We start from the raw sequence: 24886 nt of genomic DNA, 5'->3' as shown, positions 1-24886 counted from the left end.
CTTTTTTTAATACTATGAAGTGTGATTATCACAGTATATGATAATGGCGCTTCGAAAGAATGTGGACAAACCGGGTTTGTATTTATCGATAGTAGCTGTAAAACGTTCATCCTGGACATATAAATCACCAAGTCCACGGAGTATTTCCAGGGTACATTCATAAAAGTTTTCTGTGATATATTTTTGCCATGCTGCGACTGCTTGTTGAACCTGTGGATCACCAGGACCATGACTCATTCCTTCTATTAATGTTTGATAAATGTCTTCTTGAGTTTTGGTTATGGACTTCCAGTCACCTTTTGAGTAGCTATTGGTTTTTTTCAAAGTTTCGTCGACTATCTTTTTCCCATATAGTTCTTGCGCTTCTTTAGCATACTTCTTTTGGTAGTGCTCTATCTCAGACATATCAAAGCCTTCAAACATCTCTTCTTTGTTCATGGTGCCGCCTCCTTCGATTATTAACAGGGTCTGATCAATCGTTTGAATCATCTCTTCTAGTCGTTCTTTCTTTTTTTTGAGGAGATCTTTATGTTGAAGCAAAGCACGTTTGCGATCAAAATCAGGACTTTCAAGAATGGATTTAATCTGTTGAAGTGAACACCCGATTTCTTTATAAAAAAGGATTTGCTGTAATGTCTCTAGATTTTGATCGGAATAAAGCCTATATCCGGAAGAAGAAATCGCTTCTGGTTTAAGTAAATCGATTTTGTCATAATGGTGTAACGTCCGTATGCTGATATTTGCTATATCGGCAATTTCTTTGATTTTATATAACACTCCAATCACCTCATCCTCATCTTAATCCCTTACGCAACGTTGGGGTCAATAGGTTTTAGTTAAAATGTATAGATAATTCCTAATAATTCAAGGGAAGGATAAGCTAATGAATGAACGGAGGGGGTATATTATGGTACGCTTATAGTTATGAAAATAGTTAAGAAAGGAAGTTGAATGTTCGTATGGAGTTTTTTCTTGTTATATTAGCGCTTCTTATCTTAATTGGAGCGTCTAATGTAATCAATCATTTTGTCCCTTTTGTACCGGTGCCGTTAATTCAAATAGCACTGGGTGTCGTAATAGCACTCTTACCTTTAGGTATACATATACAAATGGAAACTGAACTCTTTTTGCTTCTGTTTATAGCACCGCTTTTATTTAACGATGGTAAAAATGTGCCTCGTACAGCCTTATGGAAGTTGAGGACACCGATTCTCATGCTTGCTTTAGGCCTCGTGTTCGTCACCGTTTGGGCTGGAGGATATCTTATTAACTGGATGATTCCTTCTATCCCATTGCCTGCTGCATTTGCATTAGCGGCCATCCTTTCTCCTACGGATGTTGTCGCGGTCAGTGCTTTGGCTAGTAGGCTTAAGTTACCGAAAAGTATCATGCACCTTCTTGAAGGGGAAGGGTTAATGAATGATGCTTCAGGTCTGGTAGCCTTTAAATTCGCTGTTGCGGCTACTGTCACGGGGGTCTTCTCCCTGGTCGATGCAACATTTAGTTTTATTTTGATAGCTATTGGGGGATTTGTAGGTGGGGCTGTTTTGTCCTTCATTATTATCAGGCTACGTGTCATCATTCGCCGATTGGGTATGGAAGATGTAACGATGCATACGTTGATCCAAATCCTAACACCTTTTATCATTTTCCTCGTTGTGGAGCATTTCCACCTTTCAGGTATTTTAGCGGTTGTGGCAGGGGGAATTGTTCATGCCATAGAACGAGATCGAGAGTTATCACCAACAGTTGAATTGCAGGTCGTATCCAAGAGTACGTGGTCTGTCATTCTATATGTATTAAATGGTTTGGTATTCGTTCTATTAGGTCTGCAAATTCCTAGCGTGGCCAAGATCATATTCCAAGATCCAGCATTCCATAATGGACAAGTGATTCTCTATATTGTAGTCATTACTCTGTTCCTATTTATCCTAAGATACATCTGGATTACTGCCGCTTGGTCAATCGGTTGGATGACGTATAAATCCGGTGTCCAAAAACCGGACTTCATGGCGGCAGGAATCATTACCATTTCCGGAGTACGCGGAGCGGTTACACTAGCAGGATCTTTTTCGATTCCCTATATATTAGCGGATGGCAGTCCATTTCCGGAGCGCTCGTTAATCATCTTCATTGCAGCGGGCGTCATATTACTTTCTTTGATCGTTGCAAGTGTCTTCCTTCCTATCGTGGCCCGAACAGAGGAAGAAGAAGTGGTGGATAAGCAGGCTGATAAGCTAAAATTGGCTACCATTCATGCACATCAATCGGCGATTAAAACTGTAGAGTCTCAAATGACGGATGAAAACCGGGAAGCGGCTATGTCCATTATTTCGAGATACCATACGAAAATCAATGCGCTTTCCTATGTTGAACAGGGCAAAAGTTCAAACACAATTGGAGAAGAAGAAAAAGAACTTCGCTTTAAAGCTCTTGAGGCGGAAAGGAAATTCCTGGACCAACTCATTAAAGAGGAGAAAGTAGATAGGGAATCCGCTTATATTTGCTTGGAATATATCCAACGTATGGAAGGGGCAGTCACTAATCGGATGAAATTCCGTTTTTACAGGTCCTTGACACTTTTCCGACGATCGATGTTAAAGGTGTTTAAACTATTCTTCCCGAATAAAAAAGAAATAAGAAGAATCAATTTGGAGAGACTAGAAAAGGTGAAAGACCTTAAGATCAGGATGTATAAAGTGGCTATCCAAGAGATACAAGCAGGCATTACACCTGAAAACCATGAGACATCTTCCATGATCATCGAAGAGTATAAATTACTTATTTTGAGATACAAAAGAGAAAATAAAGGGCGTAAACCTAGTAAAATGGTCAATTATGAACGAGAACTATTTTATAAGGCGATTCAGGCAGAACGTGACGACGTTCAGGAAATGTTTGAAAAAAGAAAAATACCAAGGGATGTTGCCAATAGAATCCGGCAGCAAATCAATTTACGCGAAGCACTTAGTATCAACGAAAACAGTCATTGACCATATTCAGGAAAAGCACGGTCGAATTAATCGACCGTGCTTTTCGTGCGCTTGGAGGAGTTTCAACCGTAGAGAAAAGGAAAAGATAAAACAAAGCTAGGGGGATATCGATAAGGAACATTCGCACACCATCTACTAAATGATTGGAATTTGTCTGAAATGTTACATCCGGTTCAAAAGTCCATGTTGAATTCGTGGCTGTTTTAATTTCCCTTCTGCCTTATGGTACACTTTGTTTATTGATAAGTATGCTAATAGAGGTGTGAAAATATGAAAACAGTTGTAGTCATTGGCGGAGGAATTACAGGGTTGTCGACCATGTATCATTTACAGAAGGTCGTGAAGGCCGATAACCTTCCCGCAAGATTAATCCTGATAGAAGGAAATGATACATTAGGCGGTAAAATCAATACGATTCATGACGGTGCTTTTAAGATGGAGGCGGGTGCGGATTCGATTGTTGCCAGAAAACAACATGTAAAACCATTTATCAAAGAATTGGGTCTTGAAGATGATGTGGTCTACAATGCCACAGGAACATCATTCATCCATACGGACGGGAAACTGAAGAAAATACCTGAAGACGCTCTATTCGGTATTCCGATGAGCCTGGAGTCCTTGGCAAAAACCGAACTCATTTCTCCACAGGGTAAGGTGGACGCGTTAAGAGATTTTTATACAAAAAACGAGACGTTTACGAAGAATGATTCAATCGGTTTATTTCTGGAAAGCTTTCTGGGTAAGGAACTCGTTCAGAAGCAGATTTCTCCAGTTTTATCTGGCGTTTATTCAGGTAAGTTAAATGACCTGACCATTGCCAAGACATTACCGGAAATGCTGGATTATAAAAATGAATATGGGAGCATCATCCGCGGCTTATCGGAGAATAAGGATAAATACAAGAGCAAGGGAAACAAAAAATTCCTTTCGTTTAAGAATGGTTTATCGATGTTGGTTGAACGGTTGGAAGAACTCCTCGATTGTGTGGACATTTTAAAAGGGAATCCGGTTGAAAGAATAAGGAAAAATGAAGAGCGCTATACGGTTACCTTAGTAAATGGAGAAACCATCGAGACGGATTTCATCGTTCTAAGTACGCCACATACGACTACGCAAAAACTATTGGGCGACACTGAACTGGACCAGGACTTTGCCGGATTGCTTAATAGTTCGATGATCAGCATATACCTTGGATTCGATATCCCCGACAGTACACTGCCTGATGGAACAGGATTCATTGTCGGTGAAAATAGTGATTTGATGTGCAATGCCTGTACCTGGACTAGTCGGAAATGGGAGCATACTTCAGAAAATAGCCAGTTGCTAGTCCGGCTCTTTTATAAAAGCTCCAACCCTGATTATGATCGGTTACAGTCATTATCGAAGCAAGAATTAATACAAGTGGCATTAGGGGATATTAAAAAAAGCTTGGATATTTCTGAGTATCCTGTATCAAGCGAAGTTACGAAGTGGCAGGACAACATGCCGAATTACCACATTCAACACCCTTACATTGTTCAATCCCTAGAGCAGAAAATGAAAGCGAACTATCCGAATGTACTTCTTGCAGGTTGCTCATATTATGGGGTAGGGATCCCTGATTGTATTACGGATGGAGAGAAAAGGGCCCAGGAGATTGCGGCCAGATTATGATGAAAAAGGACTGCCGAAAATGGCGGTCCTTTTATTATGCACATCTTTCGGCAGAATGGATTGGGCATCTAAACGGGTAAACTTTCATTAAACGATTGATTAAATACTGGTAAGGATACAAGAGGCAGCCTTCCTTTTTCCCAGTTGTTGGCGGACTATCTAGCCATCTCATCGTAACGGGATTTTTTCCTTGCATTACCGTTGAACTTTTACTTAATTCCTGTATAATAAAGACCGTTAAATTAAAATTAAATTAAACTTAAAGTTTACTAATACAAAACTTTATTGACTGTAAGTTTACTATTCCTAAACGGATTGAGGTAATACTATGCATATTGGCAAAAAGATTAAAAATCTCCGTTTAAAAAAAGGATTGACTCAGGAAGAGTTGGGAGAGAGAACGGATTTAAGTAAAGGGTATATCTCGCAGCTGGAAAGAGATTTAAGTTCACCTTCAATAGAGACTTTTTTTAATATCCTTGAAGTACTTGGCTGCACTCCAAAAGACTTCTTTGATGAAGAGGAGCAAGTTCAAAAGGTAGTGTATGAGGAAGAAACGCAAACCTTTTTCATTGATGAAGAGCGCGGTTATCAGATTCAGTGGCTTGTACCAGAATCCAATGAAAAAGAAATGGAACCGATTCGGCTGACACTTCAGGAAAAAGGGGAGTTCAAGCAGTTTGAACCCTCGTTGTCAGAAACCTTTGGATATGTATTGAGTGGCAGGGTGATTGTGAAGCTTGGTACACATACCTATTTTGTAAAAGCTGGGGAATCCATTTACTTTCATGCATCCGATGAACATCAAATCATCAATGATTTTGATGGAGCATCCGAATTACTGCTGGTGGTGACGGAATCATATTTATAGAATTTAGTGATTGCAAACGCTTGTCTATTTGAAAAGTAGAACATGCGGTTCAATGGAAAGAGGGAAGTCTCTATGGCAAATGAAAAGATTATACGGTTTGAAAATGTTACGAAGCAATTCGATGACGATACAGTTGTTCTGGATAATGTCAGTTTTGAAATTGAAAGAGGGAAGTTTTATACACTACTGGGTCCATCGGGTTGTGGTAAGACGACCATCCTACGATTGATAGCAGGGTTCACGGAAGCTTCAAAAGGTGATATTTATTTTGAAGGTGAAAAAATCAACAATGTTCCGGCCAATAAACGTCAGGTCAACACGGTTTTTCAAGATTATGCCCTATTTCCACATTTGAATGTGTTTGAGAATGTGGCATTTGGACTTCGGATAAAAAAAATGAAGAACGCCGACGTCGAGGTTAAGGTGAAAGAAGCCCTAAGTTTCGTGAATTTGGATGGCTATGAAAAACGCGAAATCAGGGAGATGTCAGGCGGTCAGCGTCAGAGGGTAGCGATTGCACGGGCGATTGTGAATGAACCGGAAGTCATTCTTCTAGATGAACCATTATCAGCCCTGGATTTAAAACTGCGTACCGAAATGCAGTATGAATTGCGGGAATTGCAACAAAGACTTGGCATTACTTTTATCTTCGTCACTCATGACCAAGAAGAAGCGCTAGCGATGTCAGACGAAATTTTCGTCCTTAATAAAGGGAAAATCCAACAAAGCGGAACGCCTATTGATATTTATGATGAACCTTTGAATCGCTTTGTTGCCGACTTTATTGGCGAATCCAATATCGTAAAAGGAAAAATGATTGAAGATTACCTTGTCGAGTTTGTAGGGAGACAATTCGAATGTGTGGACCAAGGATTGAATCGTAATGAAGCCGTGGAAATTGTCATCCGACCTGAAGACTTAGAGATTACTTCAGTCGATCGAGGGAAACTGCAAGTTCGGGTGGACTCTCAGTTATTCCGTGGTGTGCACTATGAAATCAGCTGTTATGACCATGATGGAAATGAATGGCTAGTCCAGTCGACGAAAAAGGTGACCGTCGGGGATGAAATCGGTCTATATTTTGACCCAGAGGCCATACACGTCATGCGTTTGGGAGAAACAGAGGAAGAGTTCGATAAGCGTTTAGAAGCGTACCATGGTGGAGAAAGCCATGAAAAATAAGTTTTCTAGAAATATTTACTTTATCCCTTATATCTTATGGATTGCATTTTTCGTCATTGCGCCGATACTACTGGTTCTGTATTATTCCTTTTTCGATATCGAAGGCAATCTGTCGTTAATTAACTATCAAAAGTTCTTCACTCCCGTTTATTTGAAGATGACACTCAGTTCGTTTTGGTATGCCTTTTTAATTACAGCGATCTCGCTATTAGTAGCGTATCCAACAGCGTATCTTCTGACCAAGACCAAACACAAGCAACTTTGGCTGCTGCTGGTCATTGTGCCATCATGGATCAATCTGTTATTAAAAGCCTATGCGTTCCTTGGCATATTCGGCACATATGGCATGACGAATGCCTTTTTGGAAGCGATAGGAATTGGAAAACAACAGATACTCTTTACTGATTTCAGTTTCATATTCGTTTCCGTTTATATTTTTATTCCATTCATGATTTTACCAATATTCAATGCGTTGGACGAAATGAATCCGACTCTTGTAGATGCGGCTAATGATTTAGGCGCATCACGTTGGATGACTTTCCGACGCGTGATATTCCCGTTAACGATCGATGGCGTTAAGACCGGCTGCCAGGTTGTTTTCATCCCAGCCCTTTCACTGTTCATGCTGACAAGGCTAATTGCTGGAAATCGGGTCACTACGCTCGGAACTGCAATTGAACAGCATTTCTTGGTGACCCAGGATTGGGGAATGGGTTCTACCATTGCCGTCTTTTTAATCATTATTATGTTCCTGATTATGTTCGTAACGGGTAACCGAAAGCAGGGTGTGTAAATTGAGAAAAAAACTATCGCCGTTATCGAGGGTTTTCCTTGTCCTGATTTTTCTGGTACTCTATGCGCCGATTTTCTTTTTAGTCTTTTATTCGTTTAACAGCGGTGGAACGATGTATGACTTCGAGAGTTTCACGCTGGATTGGTATAAGGAGCTTTTCCAGGATACAAGGCTGTTGATCATTGTTTTAAATACGCTTGTGATTGCCTTATTGTCGGCGCTAATCGCCACGATTATCGGGGTCATCGGTGCTATTGGGATCCGTTCTTTTACAAACAGCCAAATGAGGAATTCATTCTTATCCCTCAATAACGTCCTGATTGTAAGTCCAGATGTCATTATTGGTGCTTCCTTTTTGATTCTTTTCACAATGGCTGGCATCAAGCTTGGGTTCTACTCGGTACTGCTATCACATATCGCTTTTAGCATTCCAATTGTTGTGTTACTGGTGCTTCCAAAGCTTCAAGAAATGAGCCCTACCTTGATTGATGCAGCCCGAGACTTAGGGGCGAGCCGATGGAATGTAATGTCGAAAGTCATTCTGCCTTATATTTCACCGGGTATTTTTGCCGGTTTCTTTATGGCATTGACTTATTCACTGGATGATTTTGCGGTTACGTTCTTTGTAACGGGTAATGGATTCTCTACTTTATCAGTGGAAATTTATTCATTGGCCCGCCGTGGGATTTCCTTGAATATTAATGCGTTATCGACCTTGCTATTCTTTGTCACACTAATATTGGTCGTTGTCTATTACTTTGTTACGCAGCGAGTCAAGCATACAGGAATGGGGGGGAAAAGATGAAGAAGATTGTCCAAATGTTCCTAGTCATTTCAATCACCTCTGCCTTGCTGTTATATGTGACATCGAAGTTGAACTCATCGCAGGGATTTACAAGTAGCGATACACTGACCATTTATAATTGGGGAGACTATATCGATACGGATTTGATTGACCGATTCGAGGAAGAAACCGGAATCAAGGTCATTTACGAGACATTCGATTCGAATGAAGCAATGATGACAAAGATTGAACAGGGCGGTACCACCTATGACGTGGCTATTCCGTCCGAATATATGATTGATAAAATGCGTAAAGAAAATCTGTTGATTCCACTGGATCATTCCAAACTTCCAAATTTGAAAAACATCGATGAGCGATTTATCGATTTACCTTTCGACCCGGAAAACAAGTTTTCGGTCCCTTACTTCTGGGGCACCGTTGGGGTTGTTTATAATTCCAAGATGCTTGGGGGAAAAGAAATAACAAGCTGGGAAGACTTATGGGATAAAGATTTGAAAAATCAAATCCTTTTGACGGATGGTGCTCGTGAAATAATCGGCATGGGTCTAAACTCGTTGAATTATTCCCTAAATGATACGAATGAAAAACACCTTCAAGAAGCGAAAACGAAGCTTGATAGCCTTACTCCAAATGTAAAAGCGATTGTTGGAGATGAGAGCCGCATGCTCCTGGAAACGCAGGAAGCAGCTATTGGAATCGTCTGGTCAGGAGTGGCCTCCGAAATCATGGCGGAAAACGAAGCCCTTGAATATGTGGTGCCCAAAGAGGGATCGAACTTATGGTTCGATAATATGGTCATCCCAAAAACAACGAAAAACGTGAATGCGGCCCATCAGTTTATTAATTTCATGTTAGATCCCGAAGTGGCTGCACAGAATGCGGAATATGTAAGCTATTCCACTCCGAATAAAGCAGCCTTGAAGTATTTACCGGAAGAAGTAGTGAAGGATGAGAGGTTCTATCCATCTCCTGAACTGACTGATAAACTAGAAGTGTACGAAAACATCGGAAAGAAAAATCTGGCCCGTTATAACGACCTTTTTCTAGAATTCAAGATGCATCGCAAATAAATGGAAGCCTGGTTTGAGAAGGTGTTGTCCTCCTTCTCGGACCAGGCTTTTTTTTTGCATAGTAGATAAGTCGCCCACTGGATAAGCCGGTTTCCTTTGATACTCTAAAATGTCGGTGGAGAAAAAATTATGTTAGTATAATCATTAAGAGCAGAGTGAAGAGGAATCTTAAGATATTCTTAATAATTTCCTGCTATTATAAAATGAAAAATCAAGGGAGAGAGAATATGAATTTATTGAAAAGCACGAAGACATATGTATGGGCAGGCGCCATATTAATTATCGCCGCCATCCTAATATATGCAATGGTAGTCTCTACTGATAAGACAGTCGCGAGCGTAGGCGGAGAGAAAATCAAAGAGGCAGAGCTACAAGATACGCTTGTCAAAAATTATGGAGCAGAAACGGCCGATCAATTAATCACTGATAAAATCGTTGAATTAGAAGCAGATAAGGAAGGCATTAAAATTACAGAGAAAGAAATCCAAAAAGAAATCGATACCTTAGCTGAATCATACGGTGGAGAAGATGCTTTAAAAGAGCAATTGGAAGCGAGCGGTTCTTCCCTAGCGGCATTGAAACAAGACATCGTGGTTTATCTTCATACGAAAAAATTAGTTGAACCTAGGATTACTGTTACTGATGATGAAATCAGCGCGTATTTTGAAGAAAATAAAGATACGTTTGCCCAAGAAGAACAAGTGGAAGCTAGTCATATTTTAGTGGAAGACAAAAAGACAGCGGAAAAAGTAGAAAAAGAACTTGCTGCTGGCGGAGACTTTGCTGAGCTGGCAACCAAGTATTCCACTGATGCTGGAACGAAGGAAAAAGGCGGAAGCTTAGGCTACTTCGGAAAAGGTAATATGGTTAAAGAATTTGAAGACGTTGCCTTCAACATGGACGTTAATAAAGTCAGTGACCCGGTCAAAACGGAGTATGGATACCATATCATAAAAGTTACGGGTAAAAAAGAAGCTAAAAAAGCGAATTTAGAAGATAGCAAGCCAGAAATCAAAGAAGCGCTTCTAAATAATAAATTACAAGAAGAATACACGGTTTGGTTAGCAGAAGTGAAGAAAGATTACGATATAACGAATAAATTCGAAGCAACGAAATAAGATACGAGGGAAAATGGTGCAAAATCGGTAACATACGATTTTGCACCATTTTTTGTTTATATACGATTTTGTGAGATGAAATCTGGCAATATTTCAATTGTTTTTAGTGGTTTTAGGGTGTTAAAATTAATCGATATGAAGAAAGGTTTACATAAAATGGACATGTTGACGGGCTATTTTACAAGGTATACGGAATGGGTGATGGAAGAAAGTTTCATGTGAAAATAATGTTAAAGCCTTTAAACCAATAGGAACTGTTTTAGAAAGAAGGGGAAGGCAAGTGAAGTCGTTAAGAAAGTTATTGCCCTATCTGAAGCCATATACGCTGTTTGCGATTTTAGCACCGTTATGTATGTGTATAGAGGTAGCGATGGATTTACTACAACCCACTATGATGCAGCATATCATTGATGAGGGAATAGCCAACCAAGACAATGTGTATGTGACCAAACTAGGCTTTTTGATGCTGGGAGCTGCAGTGATTGGACTGATAGGTGGATTGGGTTGTACCGTTTACAGCACGAAAGCCGCTGTTCATTTTGCTTCAGATGTACGTAGGGATGTTTTTTGGAAAACGGAACTTTTTTCTAGTAAGAATACTGATTCATTCGGGACAGGTAAGCTGATCACGATTGTGACAAATGATATTACCTCTGTGCAGTCTTCTCTTATGATGACCTTACGGATATTTGTCCGGGGGCCGCTCATGTTTATTGGGAGTGTCATTATCGTCTGGGTGACAGCACGTGAATTGTTTCCGGTATTAGCGGTCGCTGTACCTGTTTTGATGGTCGCCATTATTTATTTTTCCTCACAGGCAGGGAAGTTATTTAAACGGGTTCAAGAAGCCATGGATCATGTGAATACAAAGCTCCAGGAGACACTGAGTGGCATCCGGGTCATTAAGGCATATGACCGCCAGGAATTTGAAAAGGAGAGTTTCAAGGAGTTTAATGATAAGCTGACGAAACGAAATGTAGCGGCAGAGCAGACCATTATGGCCTTAATGCCCATTTTGTTATTTGTTATCAATTTGGGTGTGGTGGCTGGTATGTGGATGGGTGCAATCAGGGTAGAAAACGGAACGATGCAGGTCGGTGTCATATTAGCTTTCATCAACTACTTGAATATCATCATGAACGGATTGATGTCGAGTAGTCACGTCTTGATGCAGATCACGCGCTCCTTTCCTTCGGCAGACCGGATTCAACAAGTGTTAGATACGGAAATTGATATTAATGAACCTTCCAAACCAGCATCTGTTCAGGCAAGAACGGGGGATGTGAAGTTTGAACGTGTGAATTACAGTTATAGCAAAAATGGTGAATATGTGATTAAAGATATTAGTTTTCATGCCCGAGGAGGACAAAAGATAGGTATTATCGGTTCAACAGGCAGTGGGAAGTCCACCCTCGTTAAGTTGATTCCGCGTTTATATGATCCTGATACCGGTACGATTACTATTGATGGCATCCCTTTACAGGATTATCCTCTAAAAAGCCTAAGGGGTGAGATTGGGTATATTCCTCAAAGGGCCTCGCTGTTTTCCGGAAGCATTGAAGAAAATCTACGGTTCGGAAAAGAGGAGGCGGGGACGGCAGATATGGAAGCAGCGACTCAATCCGCGGCCGCTCTTGATTTTGTTAAGGGCTTTGAGGGGGCATTCTCGTATAGGCTGACTCAGGGTGCCAACAATTTGTCAGGTGGGCAAAAGCAAAGGTTGTCTATTGCAAGGGCTTTTATCCGAAAACCTAGGATCTTGATCTTGGATGACTCGACGTCAGCGATAGATGCCCTATCGGAAGCAAAGGTCCTACAGGCGTTGAAGCGGGAATTTACCGATTCGACGGTGTTCATTGTTTCATCCAAGATATCTTCGATTATGGATGCCGATCAGATTCTTGTGATGGATGACGGAATGATTGAGGCGAAGGGTACTCATGAAGAACTACTCGCCAAAAGTCGTGTTTACCAGGATATTTATCGGACGCAAAGCGGAAGGGAGATAGCTCCCCATGAATAAGCAGATGAATCAACCTCCAGTATCAGATGTGATGGGGAAAGCCCGCGGACCAAGAGGATTTGGTGGCCCGGTCGTTCAAGCAAAGAATAAAAAACAGACGGTTAAAAGGATTTGGCAGTATGTAGAGAAGCAGAAAGCGGGTTTGATCATAGCGATTTTATTTGTGGTGCTCTCGACATTACTTGGTCTATCAGGACCTTATCTGATTGGAAGAATCATAGATCACTATATTATTCCGAAAGATATTACGGGTACGGTAAGAATGCTAGGGGTACTTGCAGCTGTCTATATCGGATCGTCTCTGTTCACCTGGATGCAGACAGCCATCATGATAAATGTATCGTTACGGACCATTCGAACGCTGCGTAAAGACTTATATAATAAATTTCACACGCTTTCCTTACGATTTTTTGATAACCGGGTTCATGGAGATTTGATGAGCCGGGTGACGAACGATATTGATCAATTGAACAATGCATTAAGTCAAAGTGTCATCCAAATTTTTAATTCGTTGCTCATGATTGCCGGTGTGACGATAGCGATGTTCTCCATGAATGCAATTTTAGCGGTGGTAACCCTACTGATTGTCCCGCTGATGATACTGACGACTAAAAAGATCATCAAATACAGCAGCAGTAACTTCATAAAAAGGCAACGTGACTTAGGGGAGTTAAATGGGTTCATCGAGGAATCCATTTCAGGAACGGAAGTCATCACTTTATTTGGAAAAGAAGAAAAGGTCTTCAGCCAGTTTTCCACCGTTAATGAGAGGCTTCGCCGTTCTTCAATGGCCGCTGATACAGTTTCCGGGTTCTTGGGGCCAATTAATAACTTCATTAACAACATCGGCTTAGCTATTGTCATCGGTGTCGGTGCTTTGATGGCCGTAAAGGGAACGGTCACGGTGGGACTCATTGCCGCTTTTGTGACCTACTCCCGGCAATTTTTCCGACCAATCAATCAACTGTCCAGTCTACTAAATACCTTTCAATCAGCCATTGCAGGAGCCGAACGTGTATTTGAAATCTTGGATGAAACGCCTGATATGAAGGATAAAAAGGGTGCAATACCCGTCGATGCCTTTAAGGGGGATGTAGAGTTTACAGATGTCCATTTTGGCTATTCCAAGGATCAACCGATTCTAAAGGGAATTAACTTTACGGCATCAGCCGGGCAGACCATTGCCCTTGTTGGTCCGACCGGATCGGGGAAAACGACGATTATTAATTTGCTATCCCGATTTTATGAAGTGGACCAGGGTCAAATCAACATGGATGGTCGAAACATACAAGACTATAAAATTAGTGATTTACGAAAGAAAATCGGCATTGTTCTCCAGGATACTTTTCTATTTTCGGGGACCATTTTAGAAAATATCCGATATGGCCGGTTAGATGCAACAGATTCTGAAGTGATTGAAGCGGCTAAGGTTGCTTCGGCACATGGCTTCATCAAACACTTGCCAGATCAGTATCAGACCCGGATCACAACAGGCGGTTTGAATTTAAGTCAAGGGCAAAAGCAGCTTTTGGCCATAGCCAGGGCCATCTTGGCGGATTCGGATGTGTTGATTTTAGATGAGGCGACATCGAGTATTGATACAAGGACGGAAATTGAAATCCAAAAAGGAGTGAACCGCTTGACGGAGGGGCGCACGAGCTTCGTCATCGCCCACCGATTGAAAACAATAGAAACCGCCGACAAGATTTTGGTTATAAAAGATGGTGAAATCATCGAAATGGGTACCCATCACGAACTTATGATGAGTCGAGGGTTTTATAAGGATTTGTACGATAGTCAATTCAATATTTAGTACGAAAAAAGAGCAGAGTTTTCTCTGCTCTTTCTTTATGTGTTAGAAGTTGGATGAGATGGATTTTTCATTTGATAGTTGGGATTTGGTGACCATTTCATCGCTATCTTTTTCGCCTTTTTTATTATCTTCCTTTTCCGTTTTCAGGGATTGTGCAGGAGTTTCCTTCAATTGCTTCCCAGCCACTACGACTTTAGAGCTAATGTCCTTCAATTCACTTGTTGCATCTTTCGCTGAACCGAGGGCGTTGGTGGAAATCTCTTTCACTTCCGATACTTTTCCTACGACTTCTTCATTAACGGTTTCATATAGGGTTTCAACGTCACTGATTGCCTCTTTGATCGTTTCGGTTGCACCCTTAACGCCGGATACCATTTGTTCCTTCACTTCACCGGGATTTTGTTTTACCTGTTCAATCATATTCATGGAATTGTCTTTTAAAAGAACTGCAGAACGTTTCATTTTATTTCTTGTGTTCGAGTCCAATAATGTTAAGGCACCGCCGACAATTCCTCCGATAATAATACCTTTTAGTAGTTTGCTATTCGATTCGTTTTGATTATTTGATTGAGTCATCTATACTTCCTCCTTTAAGAATGGTTAGTATGTTCTTACTTTCTTGTTTCCCTAATTTTCCATGATTTAAACGGATAACAATAAAACTGTCATCTAATTGACATATTAATCCAATTTATAGTAAGATGGCAAATAGTTAAGTGACTGAACTACTTTTTATGGGGTGAAGGGATGAGTGATAAACAAGTTACCGAATTGATTGATCGATACATGAAGGTTTCCTTTCATGTGAATAAGATGGGGGAGCTTCTCATTAAAGACGAGATTTGTGATGTACTGACAAATGAACAATATTATACTTTGCGTTTCATAAAACAACAGCAATTCTGTACCTCGACCGAGCTTAGTGAGGCTTTCCATGTCAATAAAAGCGCAGTCACATCGAACATTAAACGCCTTGAAGGCAAAGGCTTGATAGAGCGTGCACGTGACCTTGATGACCGAAGGGTGGTCCATTTGAGGCTTTCCGAAAAGGGAGAAACATTATTTCAGGAAATGGAGCAGAAGATTCATATAGTCGTAGAGACAATCATGGGGAATTTTAAATATGAAGAGATTGTTAGTTTCCTGGATACATATGAAAAGCTTTCATGGACTTTTGCCGAGATGAAGATGGGGATAAGGGAGGAAAGGTAAATGAGAGCAATTTTAAAAGGAAAATGGGCAATCGTCATTATCTGGATTGCCATTACAGTTGGATTATTGTTCATAGCTCCTAATATGGCGGAACTCGTCAAGGAAAAGGGACAGTTGGATGTTCCGAAAGAGTATTCTTCCGGAATGGCGAATGAACTTTTGAAGCAAGTGCAAAATGAGGATGAATCGCAGGTGGCCCTGGTTTTTCATAGTGAAAAGAAGCTGACTGCAGATGAAAGGCAAGAGATTGAAAAGGGGATACAAAGGTTAGAAGTGAATAAAGGGGAACTGGGCATCAAAGAAATACTGACCCATTTTAAAGAACCATCCCTTAAAGAACAGTTGGTTTCGAAAGATCAATCCACGATACTGACCTCCATCACCATGACCAAGGGAGACCGTGAGGCAAAGGACGTCATTGACGCGCTTTATAAGGAATTGGATCAAATAGATGTTGATCATTATTACACGAGCAGTTGGATAATCGATGAAGATCTTAATACCAATTCCCAGGAAGGATTAAAAAAAACGGAGGGAATCACCGTCATCTTCATATTGGTGGTATTATTGGTGGTCTTCCGTTCGGTAGTGACGCCTCTCATTCCGATGATTACAGTAGGCTTCACCTATTTATGCTCCCAATCCATCGTTTCCTTTTTGGTGGACCGTTGGGATTTTCCCATCTCGTCCTATACCCAGATTTTCTTGGTCGGGATTTTGTTCGGGATCGGAACGGATTATTGCATTCTCTTGTTAAGTCGTTTTAAAGAGGAATTATCAGGACAGGAGTCATTGACGGAAGCCATTGTAGAAACGTATCGTACGGCTGGTAAAACGGTCTTCTTCAGCGGATTGACCGTGATGATCGGATTTGCGGCCATTGGCTTTTCCACGTTTAAGCTATATCAATCAGCAGCTGCCGTGGCCATCGGAGTCTTTATTCTGATGGTTGCCCTGTATACAATCGTTCCATTTTTCATGGCAGTGCTTGGCAAGAAGCTATTCTGGCCTTCAAAAGGCAAGCTTGAACATAGCGATAGTAAGTTGTGGGGCAGATTAGGAAACTTCTCCTTAAATCGTCCTTTGCTGGCCTTGCTTATCGTGGCGATTGTTTGTGTTCCCTTTTTATTTATGTATGAAGGGAAGATTTCTTATAACTCTCTTGAAGAGGCTGGGAATGATGTTCCCTCAATCATGGCCTTCAATATCATGGCCGACGAATTTGGTCCGGGACAATCCATGCCAACCCAGATCGTCATCCAGAATGATGAGCGGATGGATTCAGAGGATTATGTCGGGCTTGCGGAGAAGATCAGTGTGGAAATCACGAAGGTGGATGACGTCGATGTCGTCCGTTCTGTAACCCGTCCGACCGGTGAGCCTATAGAGGATTTGTTTGTCTCCAATCAGGCCAAAACGTTGGAAAAAGGAATCGGAGAAGGGAATCAAGGGATTGAACAGATTAGTGACGGATTAAAGACGGCAGGAAGTGAACTTTCAGAATCTGGTCCGCGTTTAAAGAAGGCGACAGACGGAATCGGAGGCCTGATCTCTGGAACCAATGAATTGAAAAACGGGGTAGGCCAGGTAGAGACCGCTTTAACGAGTATTGAAGCAGGTATCCGTGATGGCTCCTTAGGTACAGAGGACGTGAAAAAAGGACTGGAAGAGGTCAAGTCTAACCTTGAAAAGCTGGCTACAGGCAGTGGAAAGCTTTTGGAAGGCTACCAGCAGTCCACATCTGGATTGAATGAACTTAAAGGCGGGTACAAAGATATTCAGACAAATCTTAATGAGGTGTCGAAAAGTCTTACGGGGCTGAACGCATCCTTTGAAAAAATGGAAGCTAGTAATCCGGAGCTTCAGCAAGATGTGAACTACCAAACAATCAAACAAACGGTCCAGGGCGCACAGAGTGGGGTAGGAACGATGGCAGCTGGACTAACGGAACTCAATAAGAATCTCGGCCTTGTATCTGGTGGCTTGAATACCGCGAATAAAAGCATGGCGGAAATCGTGAACGGACAAAAAGCCCTGGGGAAAGGTCTAACCCAGTTGATCACAGGGGTGGATACCTTGCAAAAAGGATTAACGACCATGGCCAATGGACAAAGCGAAGTCATTAAAAATCTATCCCAGTTTGAAGGGGGCCTAACAAGCTTAAGCAGTGGTCAGCAAGAGCTATTGAATGGCTTTTCCAGCATGGGTGGTCAGCTAAACCAATTGGAAGATGGTTTAAATAAAAGTGCCGATGGCCTGAATGAAGTCCATGATGGATTATCATCTGCACAGGGCTATTTATCCGGTCTTGCGAAGACGGATAAAACGGTCACAGGCATGTACATTCCAAAAGAGGTGTTGGAAAGCAAGGAATTTGGAGAATCACTGAATACCTATCTATCTGACGACGGCAAAGTGATGACACTTGATGTAATCTTCAAGACGAATCCATATTCCAACGAATCCATTGAACAAATTGATAGGATTGAGGATGCGGTCAAAAATGTAACGAAAGGAACAAAACTAGAAAATGCCAACATTGCTATCGGCGGAATTACAAGCACCCATCATGATTTGAGCATGATGTCAGAGGCTGATTTCTCTAAGACAGTGGTGTTGATGCTTTCAGGTATTGCAATCGTTCTATTCTTTATGTTTAGATCGTTGGTTATGCCAATCTATTTAATCGTGTCTCTTGTTTTGACATACTTCACGGCAGCGGCGATTACAGAATTGATATTCGTTAACATTCTGGGGTATGCGGGCATAGGCTGGGCCGTTCCATTCTTCGCTTTCGTTATCTTAATAGCACTCGGAATCGATTATAGTATTTTCTTGATGGATCGCTTTAATGAGTGGAAAGGTAAACCGGTAAAAGAAGCGATGTATTTATCGATGCGGAAAATGGGGACGGTCATTATCTCCGCGGCCGTGATCCTTGGTGGGACTTTCGCTGCCATGATGCCTGCAGGCGTTCTGTCACTCCTAGAGATTGCGACTTTAATATTGGTAGGCCTAGCTCTATACGCGTTCATCATATTGCCACTGTTTATCCCAGTGATGGTTGCAACGTTCGGAAAAGCTAACTGGTGGCCGTTTATGAACCAACAGCAATCTGAGAAATGATACCAAACGAAAGGCACCCCACCTGGGTGCCTTTCGTTTGGTTACTTAGCATTAACGCGTTACATAAACATCTTTTGCTGCTTCTTCTTGTTGGGCGATATTATCGTATCCATAACATACGGGAGCCCCATTGGAGGGGTCTATCATGATCCGTGCATCGATTTGAAAGACCTCTTTCAAGACTTCCGGTGTAATCGTCTCGGAAGGGGTTCCAACCTTCATGATTTTTCCATTCTTCATGGTGATGATTTCATCAGAAAAGCGGGCCGCATGATTGATGTCATGTAAAACCATGACGATGGTTCTATTTTGTTCTATGTTTAACCTTTCAACGATCCGTAGAACTTCCAATTGATGAGCCATATCAAGGTATGTCGTAGGTTCATCCAATAATAATATGCCCGTTTCCTGTGCTAATGCCATGGCAAGCCAAACCTTTTGACGCTGCCCACCGGATAGGTTGGCTATTTCCCTATCACGAAAAGGGAGGGTCTTGGTAATGTCCATGGCCCATTCAATCTTTTCTTTATCGTCTCTGGTTAATTTATTGACATTATTGCGGTGTGGATATCTACCATATGAAATAAGTTCCTCCACTTTCAATTGAGAAGGTGCGACAGGGTTTTGGGGAAGCAAGGCCATTAACTGGGCAATCCGCTTTGTATGAATGGACTGTAAATCCTGCCCCTGCAGATAAATGGTCCCGTTTTTTTGCTTAAGGATGCGCCCTATTGTTTTTAGTAAAGTGGATTTACCGCATCCATTCGGTCCAATGATGGTTGTGATCAGTCCTTCTTTTATTTCCAAATTTAAATCTTTGAACACTGTGAATTTTTCATAATTGGTTTCCAGATTTTCCATCTGCAGAATGCTCACGGGCCATCTCTCCTTTTATCTTTTTTCTTTTATTAATAAATAGAGAAAATAGGGAACACCGATAATGGAAATGACGATTCCTACTGGCAATTCAGCCGGTGCAAACACCGTCTTTGCGATATAGTCGGAAGCGATTACCAGGAAGGACCCAATCACCCCACACACAGGAAGCACATGTTTGTGGTGGATTCCTACAAGGTGTTTTGCAATGTGTGGGGACATCAACCCGATAAATCCGATGTTACCTGATACGGAAACACATGCACTCACTAAGCCGATACTGCTGAGCAAGAGAATCGAAGTTTCCTTTTCTACTGATATTCCGAGGCTTTTTATACTGGTCTGTTCCAATTGAAACAAATCCAATAAATAGGCCTTCCTCATAATGATGGGTATTAAGATTATTAGCCAAGGTAACATGGCGACGATGTATTTCCAATTGGCCGAGTAGATACTGCCTGAGATCCATACAGTGGCCATTTCAAAATCCGAAGATTTCATCTTCAAAGATATGTAGAGGGAAAGGGCCCCAAATGCCGAGCCAATCGCAATCCCGGTCAGTAAGAAACGACTCGTATCAAGGGATCCGTTTTTCCACGAAATAAGGAATATGATGAGGGCGGCTGAAATTCCACCAACCAATCCAAACAACGGAACGCTCATGATAGACAGCCAATCAGAACCTGCTCCAATATATTTACCTTGAAAGAAAAACATGAAGATGACGATGGCAGTTCCGGCCCCTGCATTTATTCCCAAGATGCCTGAATCCGCCAAACCGTTTCTCGTTACACCTTGAATGACAGCTCCTGCAATACCTAGTGCAAGTCCCACTAGACCGGCAATGACAATGCGGGGGAGCCTAAAATCAAAAATGACCAAATCGTAGTCTGCGACCGGGTTTATACGGAATAACGTCCGAACGACATCCATGACGGTCATATCAAAGGTACCGCTTACCAAGCTTAAATAGCTTGTCGCTATGATTAGGCAGATACCGACTGTCATTGTGATAACCAAGCGTTTCGATGATTGACTATACACTTTTTTCTCCTCCTTTCGTTCTTATTAAATATAGGAAGAAAGGGATGCCGATTAAGGAGGTGACCACTCCGATCGGCGTTTCGAATGGATAATTAACGAACCTACTGATTACATCGCATAATGCTAGGAAAATTCCACCGATTACACCAGCACAGGGAACGATCCATTTATAATCGATTCCTATTAAAAAGCGTGTGATGTGTGGGATGATCAACCCTATAAACCCAATCTTGCCGACGAGTGCCACTGCAATACCCGTTAGGCATACGACAGAGAGTAGGGAAACAAGCTTAACTAGTTTCGTACGTTGACCTAAGTTGATGGAGACTTCATCCCCCAGAGATAGAATGGTGATGGATTTGGAAATGAATAGAGCAAGGATGATGCCAATTGCCCCAATGGGGATCGAAAGTTTCAGGATGTCCGGATTGATCTGATGCAATCTTGCATTATACCAAAAACTAACACTCTGGGAAATTTGGAAGTAGGAGGCTATCGCAGCCGATATACTACTCAAAAATGTTCCGATTACCGTACCGATTATGGCTAGGCGTACCGGGGATAAACCATTATGTAGTAATGAACCAAAACCAAAAACTATGCCAGCCCCTAAGGCAGAACCCAGCATCGAAAAAAGAATCATATGGAAAGAAGACATGCCAGGAGCGAAAACCATGCAAAGAGTGATGACAAATGCAGAGCCATCGGTCACTCCCATGATTGAAGGGGATGCAAGATAGTTTCTTGTCATCCCCTGCATGAGTGCTCCTGATATGGCTAAAAATGCCCCAACAAGAAGGGCACCCAGAACCCTTGGCAATCGTGAAGTGATTATAATAGCATGATCGACGTTCTCTGGGTCATAATGCAAAAATGCATTCCATACTGTTATAAAGTCTATATTTTTTGCACCATAAAGAATGGACAAAATGGTTGTCAGAATAATTAAGACGGGTGCCATACATAGAATTATGATCGGTAATGAATTTATTTTTGCCATATCAATCAACGCACCTTACTGCTTATTTAGCTAAATTTTCCGATGCAGCTTTTAAGAAGGATGTTTTACTCCAAGCTGTTCCACCTTGTGCAAGCGGATCAACAGAGTTCACAAACACCTTATCGTTTTTAACAGCCTCGATGCTCTTCCATATGGAGTTGCTTTCCAATTCTTCTAAAGCTTTTGGTTTTTCAGCATTTTCGCTTTCTGAGAACTGTAGGAAGATATAGTCCGGGTTAATTTCAGCAAATTTCTCTAATGCAATCATTTCTTGCGCTTTGACTGGTTTAATTTCTTCAGGAACCGTTAATCCTAAATCAGCATATAACACTGGGTTGAAGTATATATCTTGAGGATAGAGGAATAGACTACCGTTTCTTACCCTCACAACCATTACCTTTTTATCCTTCAGGTTTTCGCCGACTTCCACTTTTGCTTTTTCAGCATCCTCTTTGTATTGAGAGATGATGGATTCGGCCTTGTCTTCCGTGCCGGACAGCTTGGCCATTAATCGTAAGTTGTCCTCCCAATCAGTAGAAATATGTGAGTAAGGGAATGTTGTAGCCACTTTATCTAATTTTTCCGTTACCGTACCGTCGGATTTGGATGTCCACATGATAGCATCTGGTTTAAGGCCAAGAATGGTTTCGTAGTTTGGCTGCATTTTCTCACCAATTGACTCTGCACCCTCAAGGTCTTTCGCCAAATATTCTGGAAGTTTCCCACCTACCGTTATAGCACCCACTGGTTTAACTCCTAATGCAGCGGCATCTTCCATTGACTCCAAACTTGCTGTCACTATTCTTTTAACTTCAGAAGGAATCGTATATTCCTTGCCAAGATAGCTTATCTTTTGTGTCTCTTGCTTCTTCGTTTCGGTCGCACTGCTTTTTTCAGAAGTATCTCCTGAACTGTTTTCAGCATTACCGCAAGCTCCAAGTCCAATACTAAAGACTGCCGCCATGCCAAGTACCATTAACTTTTTCTTCATGTTCTAACTCCCCTTATTCTAAAATATTTTTTTAAAAATGTGTTACAAACAATATGTAGATGCTCTCTAGCGCAGTTAAAAATTTATTTCGATACCTGTCCAACTAGGAATCTAGTGAGTTAAACGAAGGTAACTAGTGATAACGATTATCATTATCATGCAATATACAATATATAGGTAATCTGCAAAATTATCAATAGCATTTTTGTAAAAAAATAAAATATCATCATTAATTTTCTAAGAAAAAGTTATTCAGGAAAAGGCGTGGTTGCAAATTTCACCATTGTTGATAAACTAAATGAGAAACATTATCATTTAGTGGGAAGTAAGTACTATCAATAAATGGGTTATGAAATACATGATAACTAGAAGTGAAGATTAATAGTCGAAAATTAGGTAATGGGAGGAATGAAAGAATATGGAGAAAGAAAAGGATAAGGCAGCAATGGTGGGTCACTTTAGGGAAGATAGAGAAGTAGTCTTGAAAGGGACGAGTCAATTCCTCATGAAATCTAGTAGGGAAGGACGGATGTACCAAATTTTCATCTATCGACCAAAAGAGGCACAGCCAGCAGGAGGATTTCCAGTCATATATGTGCTCGACGCCAATTCGGTGTTTGGAACCATTGTCGAGGCCATGCGTTTGCAGTCGAAGCGACCTGAAAAGACAGGGATCGTACCTGCCGTTATCGTCGGTATTGGATATCCGATAGACGGAGCATTTTCCACCGACCGTTATTATGACTTCACATTGCCCGTCGATTATTCAGAATTGCCAAAGAAACCTGATGGGGGGGATTGGCCTCCACATGGAGGGGCGGCGAACTTCTTGAATTTCATTGAAGAAGACCTCAAGCCCGAGATTATGAGTTCCATTAACATCAACCGGGGTAGACAAGCGCTTCTCGGTCATTCATTAGGTGGCTTGTTTACCCTGTATACCTTATTCAGTAATCCTCAAGCTTTTCAAACATATATCGCGGGTAGTCCCTCGATTCATTGGAATAAAAAGTGGTTTTCGGAAGAAGAGAATCATTTCCTGAGTCGATTGGGAAGGGATGATAGGGATATCTCCTTATTTGTAGGTGTGGGGGAATTCGAAAAAAATCACAAAAGTGGCATGAATGAAAATGCATTAGAACTCTCTAACCGTTTAAGAACTTCAACGAAAGGCTGGCTACATGTAAAGTTCACGGAGTTCGAGGAGGAAAATCACGTGTCTGTTTTACCTCCATTAATTAACAAGGGACTACGTTTTGCTTTAAGGGCAAATGGACCTGTGTAGGAATAGGTCTTTCTTAGCAAATCGATGAATACCCATTGACCGTGAAGATAGAAATGTATAACATTACCTGTAGAATTTAAATGATAATGATTATCATTATTGATAAAAGATAGAGGGAGAGCTGGTTAAAGGGTTCTCTACCAAACGATTTTTGTAATGAAACTGAGAATCTGTTGCATGGTTGCACTAGATTCTTTTATTAAGAAAGGGAGAGTTAAGCATGTACTTTCAGGAATGTAAGGGGAAAGTGGCACTCGTAACGGGAGGAGCACAAGGGATTGGAGGTGCAGTCGTTCAGTCGTTAGCCAAGCTTGGTATCGTAGTAGCGGCGGTTGACTTCCAAACAGATAAATTACAGAAACACGTAGATGCCTTGAAGTCTAAAGGTTTAGAGGTATATGGGTTTTCAGCAGATGTAAGTGATAGTCCAGCCATCGACCGCATTGTTGATACGGTCGAGCGAGAGATTGGTCCAATAGAAATATTGGTGAATGTAGCCGGGGTTCTTAGCCCGGGGCTAATCGAGTCCTATAGTGATCAAGACTGGCAAAGGACTTTTGCCGTCAATTCCACTGGTGTCTTCAATGTCTCCCGTTCCGTGAGTAAACATATGATAAACAGGAAAAAAGGTTCGATTGTTACAGTGGGTTCCAATGCAGCGAGTGTCCCACGAATCAATTTAGCGGCCTATGCGGCATCCAAGGCAGCGGCCACCATGTTTACTAAGTGCCTAGGCTTGGAATTAGCTCAGCATAATATTCGTTGTAACATCGTTGCTCCTGGTTCGACCGCTACGGAAATGCAGTGGTCTTTATGGGAAGGTGATAATGGGGTAAAACCGGTCATCGATGGCATGCCTGAATTATATAAAGTAGGAATTCCACTGAAAAAAATTGCGGAACCTTCTAACATTGTCGATGCCATTCTTTTCTTCATATCCGACCAATCAAATCATATTACCATGAGTAATCTTTGTGTAGATGGTGGAGCTACATTAGGAGTCTAATAAGCTCGGAAGACCACTATAATAT

At 41.4% G+C, this 24886-nt stretch carries 20 protein-coding genes; 14 read left to right on the top strand and 6 right to left on the bottom strand.

Annotated features, from left to right (window positions below; genetic code table 11):
- Positions 1–12: 12 nt before the first annotated feature.
- On the bottom strand, positions 13–777 hold the full coding sequence (locus ACIQXQ_RS17810) for a MerR family transcriptional regulator (protein WP_402875577.1): 765 nt from the start codon (positions 775–777) through the stop codon (positions 13–15).
- Positions 778–959: 182 nt separating this feature from the next.
- Between ACIQXQ_RS17810 and ACIQXQ_RS17805 the strand changes: the two genes are divergently transcribed.
- From ACIQXQ_RS17805 to ACIQXQ_RS17760, 10 genes are all read left to right on the top strand, one after another.
- Entirely contained in the window at positions 960–2993 is a 2034-nt protein-coding gene (locus ACIQXQ_RS17805; protein ID WP_402875650.1) for a Na+/H+ antiporter, read from the top strand.
- Between the two features lie 270 nt (positions 2994–3263).
- On the top strand, positions 3264–4646 hold the full coding sequence (locus tag ACIQXQ_RS17800) for a protoporphyrinogen oxidase (protein WP_402875579.1): 1383 nt from the start codon (positions 3264–3266) through the stop codon (positions 4644–4646).
- Positions 4647–4974: 328 nt separating this feature from the next.
- Entirely contained in the window at positions 4975–5517 is a 543-nt protein-coding gene (locus tag ACIQXQ_RS17795) for a helix-turn-helix domain-containing protein (RefSeq protein ID WP_402875580.1), read from the top strand.
- 72 nt (positions 5518–5589) lie between these two features.
- On the top strand, positions 5590–6699 hold the full coding sequence (locus ACIQXQ_RS17790; protein ID WP_402875583.1) for an ABC transporter ATP-binding protein: 1110 nt from the start codon (positions 5590–5592) through the stop codon (positions 6697–6699).
- Entirely contained in the window at positions 6689–7492 is an 804-nt protein-coding gene (locus ACIQXQ_RS17785; RefSeq protein WP_402875586.1) for an ABC transporter permease, read from the top strand. The genes ACIQXQ_RS17790 and ACIQXQ_RS17785 overlap by 11 nt, the downstream gene beginning before the upstream one ends.
- A gap of 1 nt (position 7493) precedes the next feature.
- Positions 7494–8297, top strand: coding sequence for an ABC transporter permease (locus ACIQXQ_RS17780; RefSeq protein ID WP_402875588.1), 804 nt, complete (start codon positions 7494–7496; stop codon positions 8295–8297).
- Complete coding sequence (locus tag ACIQXQ_RS17775) at positions 8294–9367, top strand: ABC transporter substrate-binding protein (protein ID WP_402875589.1); 1074 nt, start codon at positions 8294–8296, stop codon at positions 9365–9367. Before ACIQXQ_RS17780 ends, ACIQXQ_RS17775 begins: the two co-directional genes overlap by 4 nt.
- Positions 9368–9594: 227 nt before the next feature.
- Positions 9595–10485, top strand: coding sequence for a peptidylprolyl isomerase (locus tag ACIQXQ_RS17770; RefSeq protein ID WP_402959250.1), 891 nt, complete (start codon positions 9595–9597; stop codon positions 10483–10485).
- 280 nt (positions 10486–10765) lie between these two features.
- Complete coding sequence (locus ACIQXQ_RS17765; protein ID WP_402875591.1) at positions 10766–12508, top strand: ABC transporter ATP-binding protein; 1743 nt, start codon at positions 10766–10768, stop codon at positions 12506–12508.
- A gap of 31 nt (positions 12509–12539) precedes the next feature.
- Positions 12540–14321 carry an ABC transporter ATP-binding protein gene (locus ACIQXQ_RS17760; RefSeq protein WP_402875652.1) on the top strand — a complete coding sequence of 594 codons (1782 nt, stop codon included), beginning with the start codon at positions 12540–12542 and terminating at the stop codon, positions 14319–14321.
- 42 nt (positions 14322–14363) lie between these two features.
- Here ACIQXQ_RS17760 and ACIQXQ_RS17755 read toward each other — a convergent pair whose 3' ends face one another.
- Positions 14364–14897, bottom strand: a complete 534-nt coding sequence (locus tag ACIQXQ_RS17755; RefSeq protein ID WP_402875593.1) for a YtxH domain-containing protein — start codon at positions 14895–14897, stop codon at positions 14364–14366.
- A gap of 171 nt (positions 14898–15068) precedes the next feature.
- Between ACIQXQ_RS17755 and ACIQXQ_RS17750 the strand changes: the two genes are divergently transcribed.
- A complete protein-coding gene (locus tag ACIQXQ_RS17750; protein WP_402875595.1) occupies positions 15069–15533 on the top strand; it encodes a MarR family winged helix-turn-helix transcriptional regulator in 465 nt (154 codons plus the stop codon).
- A complete protein-coding gene (locus tag ACIQXQ_RS17745) occupies positions 15534–18659 on the top strand; it encodes an MMPL family transporter (protein ID WP_402959247.1) in 3126 nt (1041 codons plus the stop codon).
- A gap of 51 nt (positions 18660–18710) precedes the next feature.
- Here ACIQXQ_RS17745 and ACIQXQ_RS17740 read toward each other — a convergent pair whose 3' ends face one another.
- From ACIQXQ_RS17740 to ACIQXQ_RS17725, 4 genes are read right to left on the bottom strand one after another with little or no spacing between them, the layout of a single operon-like run.
- Positions 18711–19535, bottom strand: a complete 825-nt coding sequence (locus tag ACIQXQ_RS17740; protein WP_402875598.1) for an ABC transporter ATP-binding protein — start codon at positions 19533–19535, stop codon at positions 18711–18713.
- 15 nt (positions 19536–19550) lie between these two features.
- Positions 19551–20543: a FecCD family ABC transporter permease gene (locus ACIQXQ_RS17735; RefSeq protein ID WP_402875654.1), complete on the bottom strand. Its 993-nt coding sequence runs from the start codon at positions 20541–20543 to the stop codon at positions 19551–19553.
- A 28-nt stretch (positions 20544–20571) separates the two neighbouring features.
- The gene (locus ACIQXQ_RS17730) at positions 20572–21579 is read right to left on the bottom strand and encodes a FecCD family ABC transporter permease (protein WP_402959245.1); all 1008 of its coding nucleotides are present in this window, start codon (positions 21577–21579) and stop codon (positions 20572–20574) included.
- 22 nt (positions 21580–21601) lie between these two features.
- Positions 21602–22570, bottom strand: coding sequence for an iron-hydroxamate ABC transporter substrate-binding protein (locus tag ACIQXQ_RS17725; RefSeq protein ID WP_402959243.1), 969 nt, complete (start codon positions 22568–22570; stop codon positions 21602–21604).
- A gap of 418 nt (positions 22571–22988) precedes the next feature.
- Here ACIQXQ_RS17725 and ACIQXQ_RS17720 point away from each other — a divergent pair, with 418 nt between their 5' ends.
- Positions 22989–23855: an alpha/beta hydrolase gene (locus tag ACIQXQ_RS17720; protein ID WP_402959241.1), complete on the top strand. Its 867-nt coding sequence runs from the start codon at positions 22989–22991 to the stop codon at positions 23853–23855.
- 220 nt (positions 23856–24075) lie between these two features.
- On the top strand, positions 24076–24861 hold the full coding sequence (locus ACIQXQ_RS17715; RefSeq protein ID WP_402875605.1) for a 2,3-dihydro-2,3-dihydroxybenzoate dehydrogenase: 786 nt from the start codon (positions 24076–24078) through the stop codon (positions 24859–24861).
- The last annotated feature ends 25 nt before the right edge of the window (positions 24862–24886 follow it).

Origin of the sequence: Peribacillus sp. NPDC097198 (assembly GCF_044762055.1) — a bacterium.
GTDB lineage: Bacteria > Bacillota > Bacilli > Bacillales > DSM-1321 > Peribacillus.
This window is presented reverse-complemented; position numbering and strand designations above follow the sequence as displayed.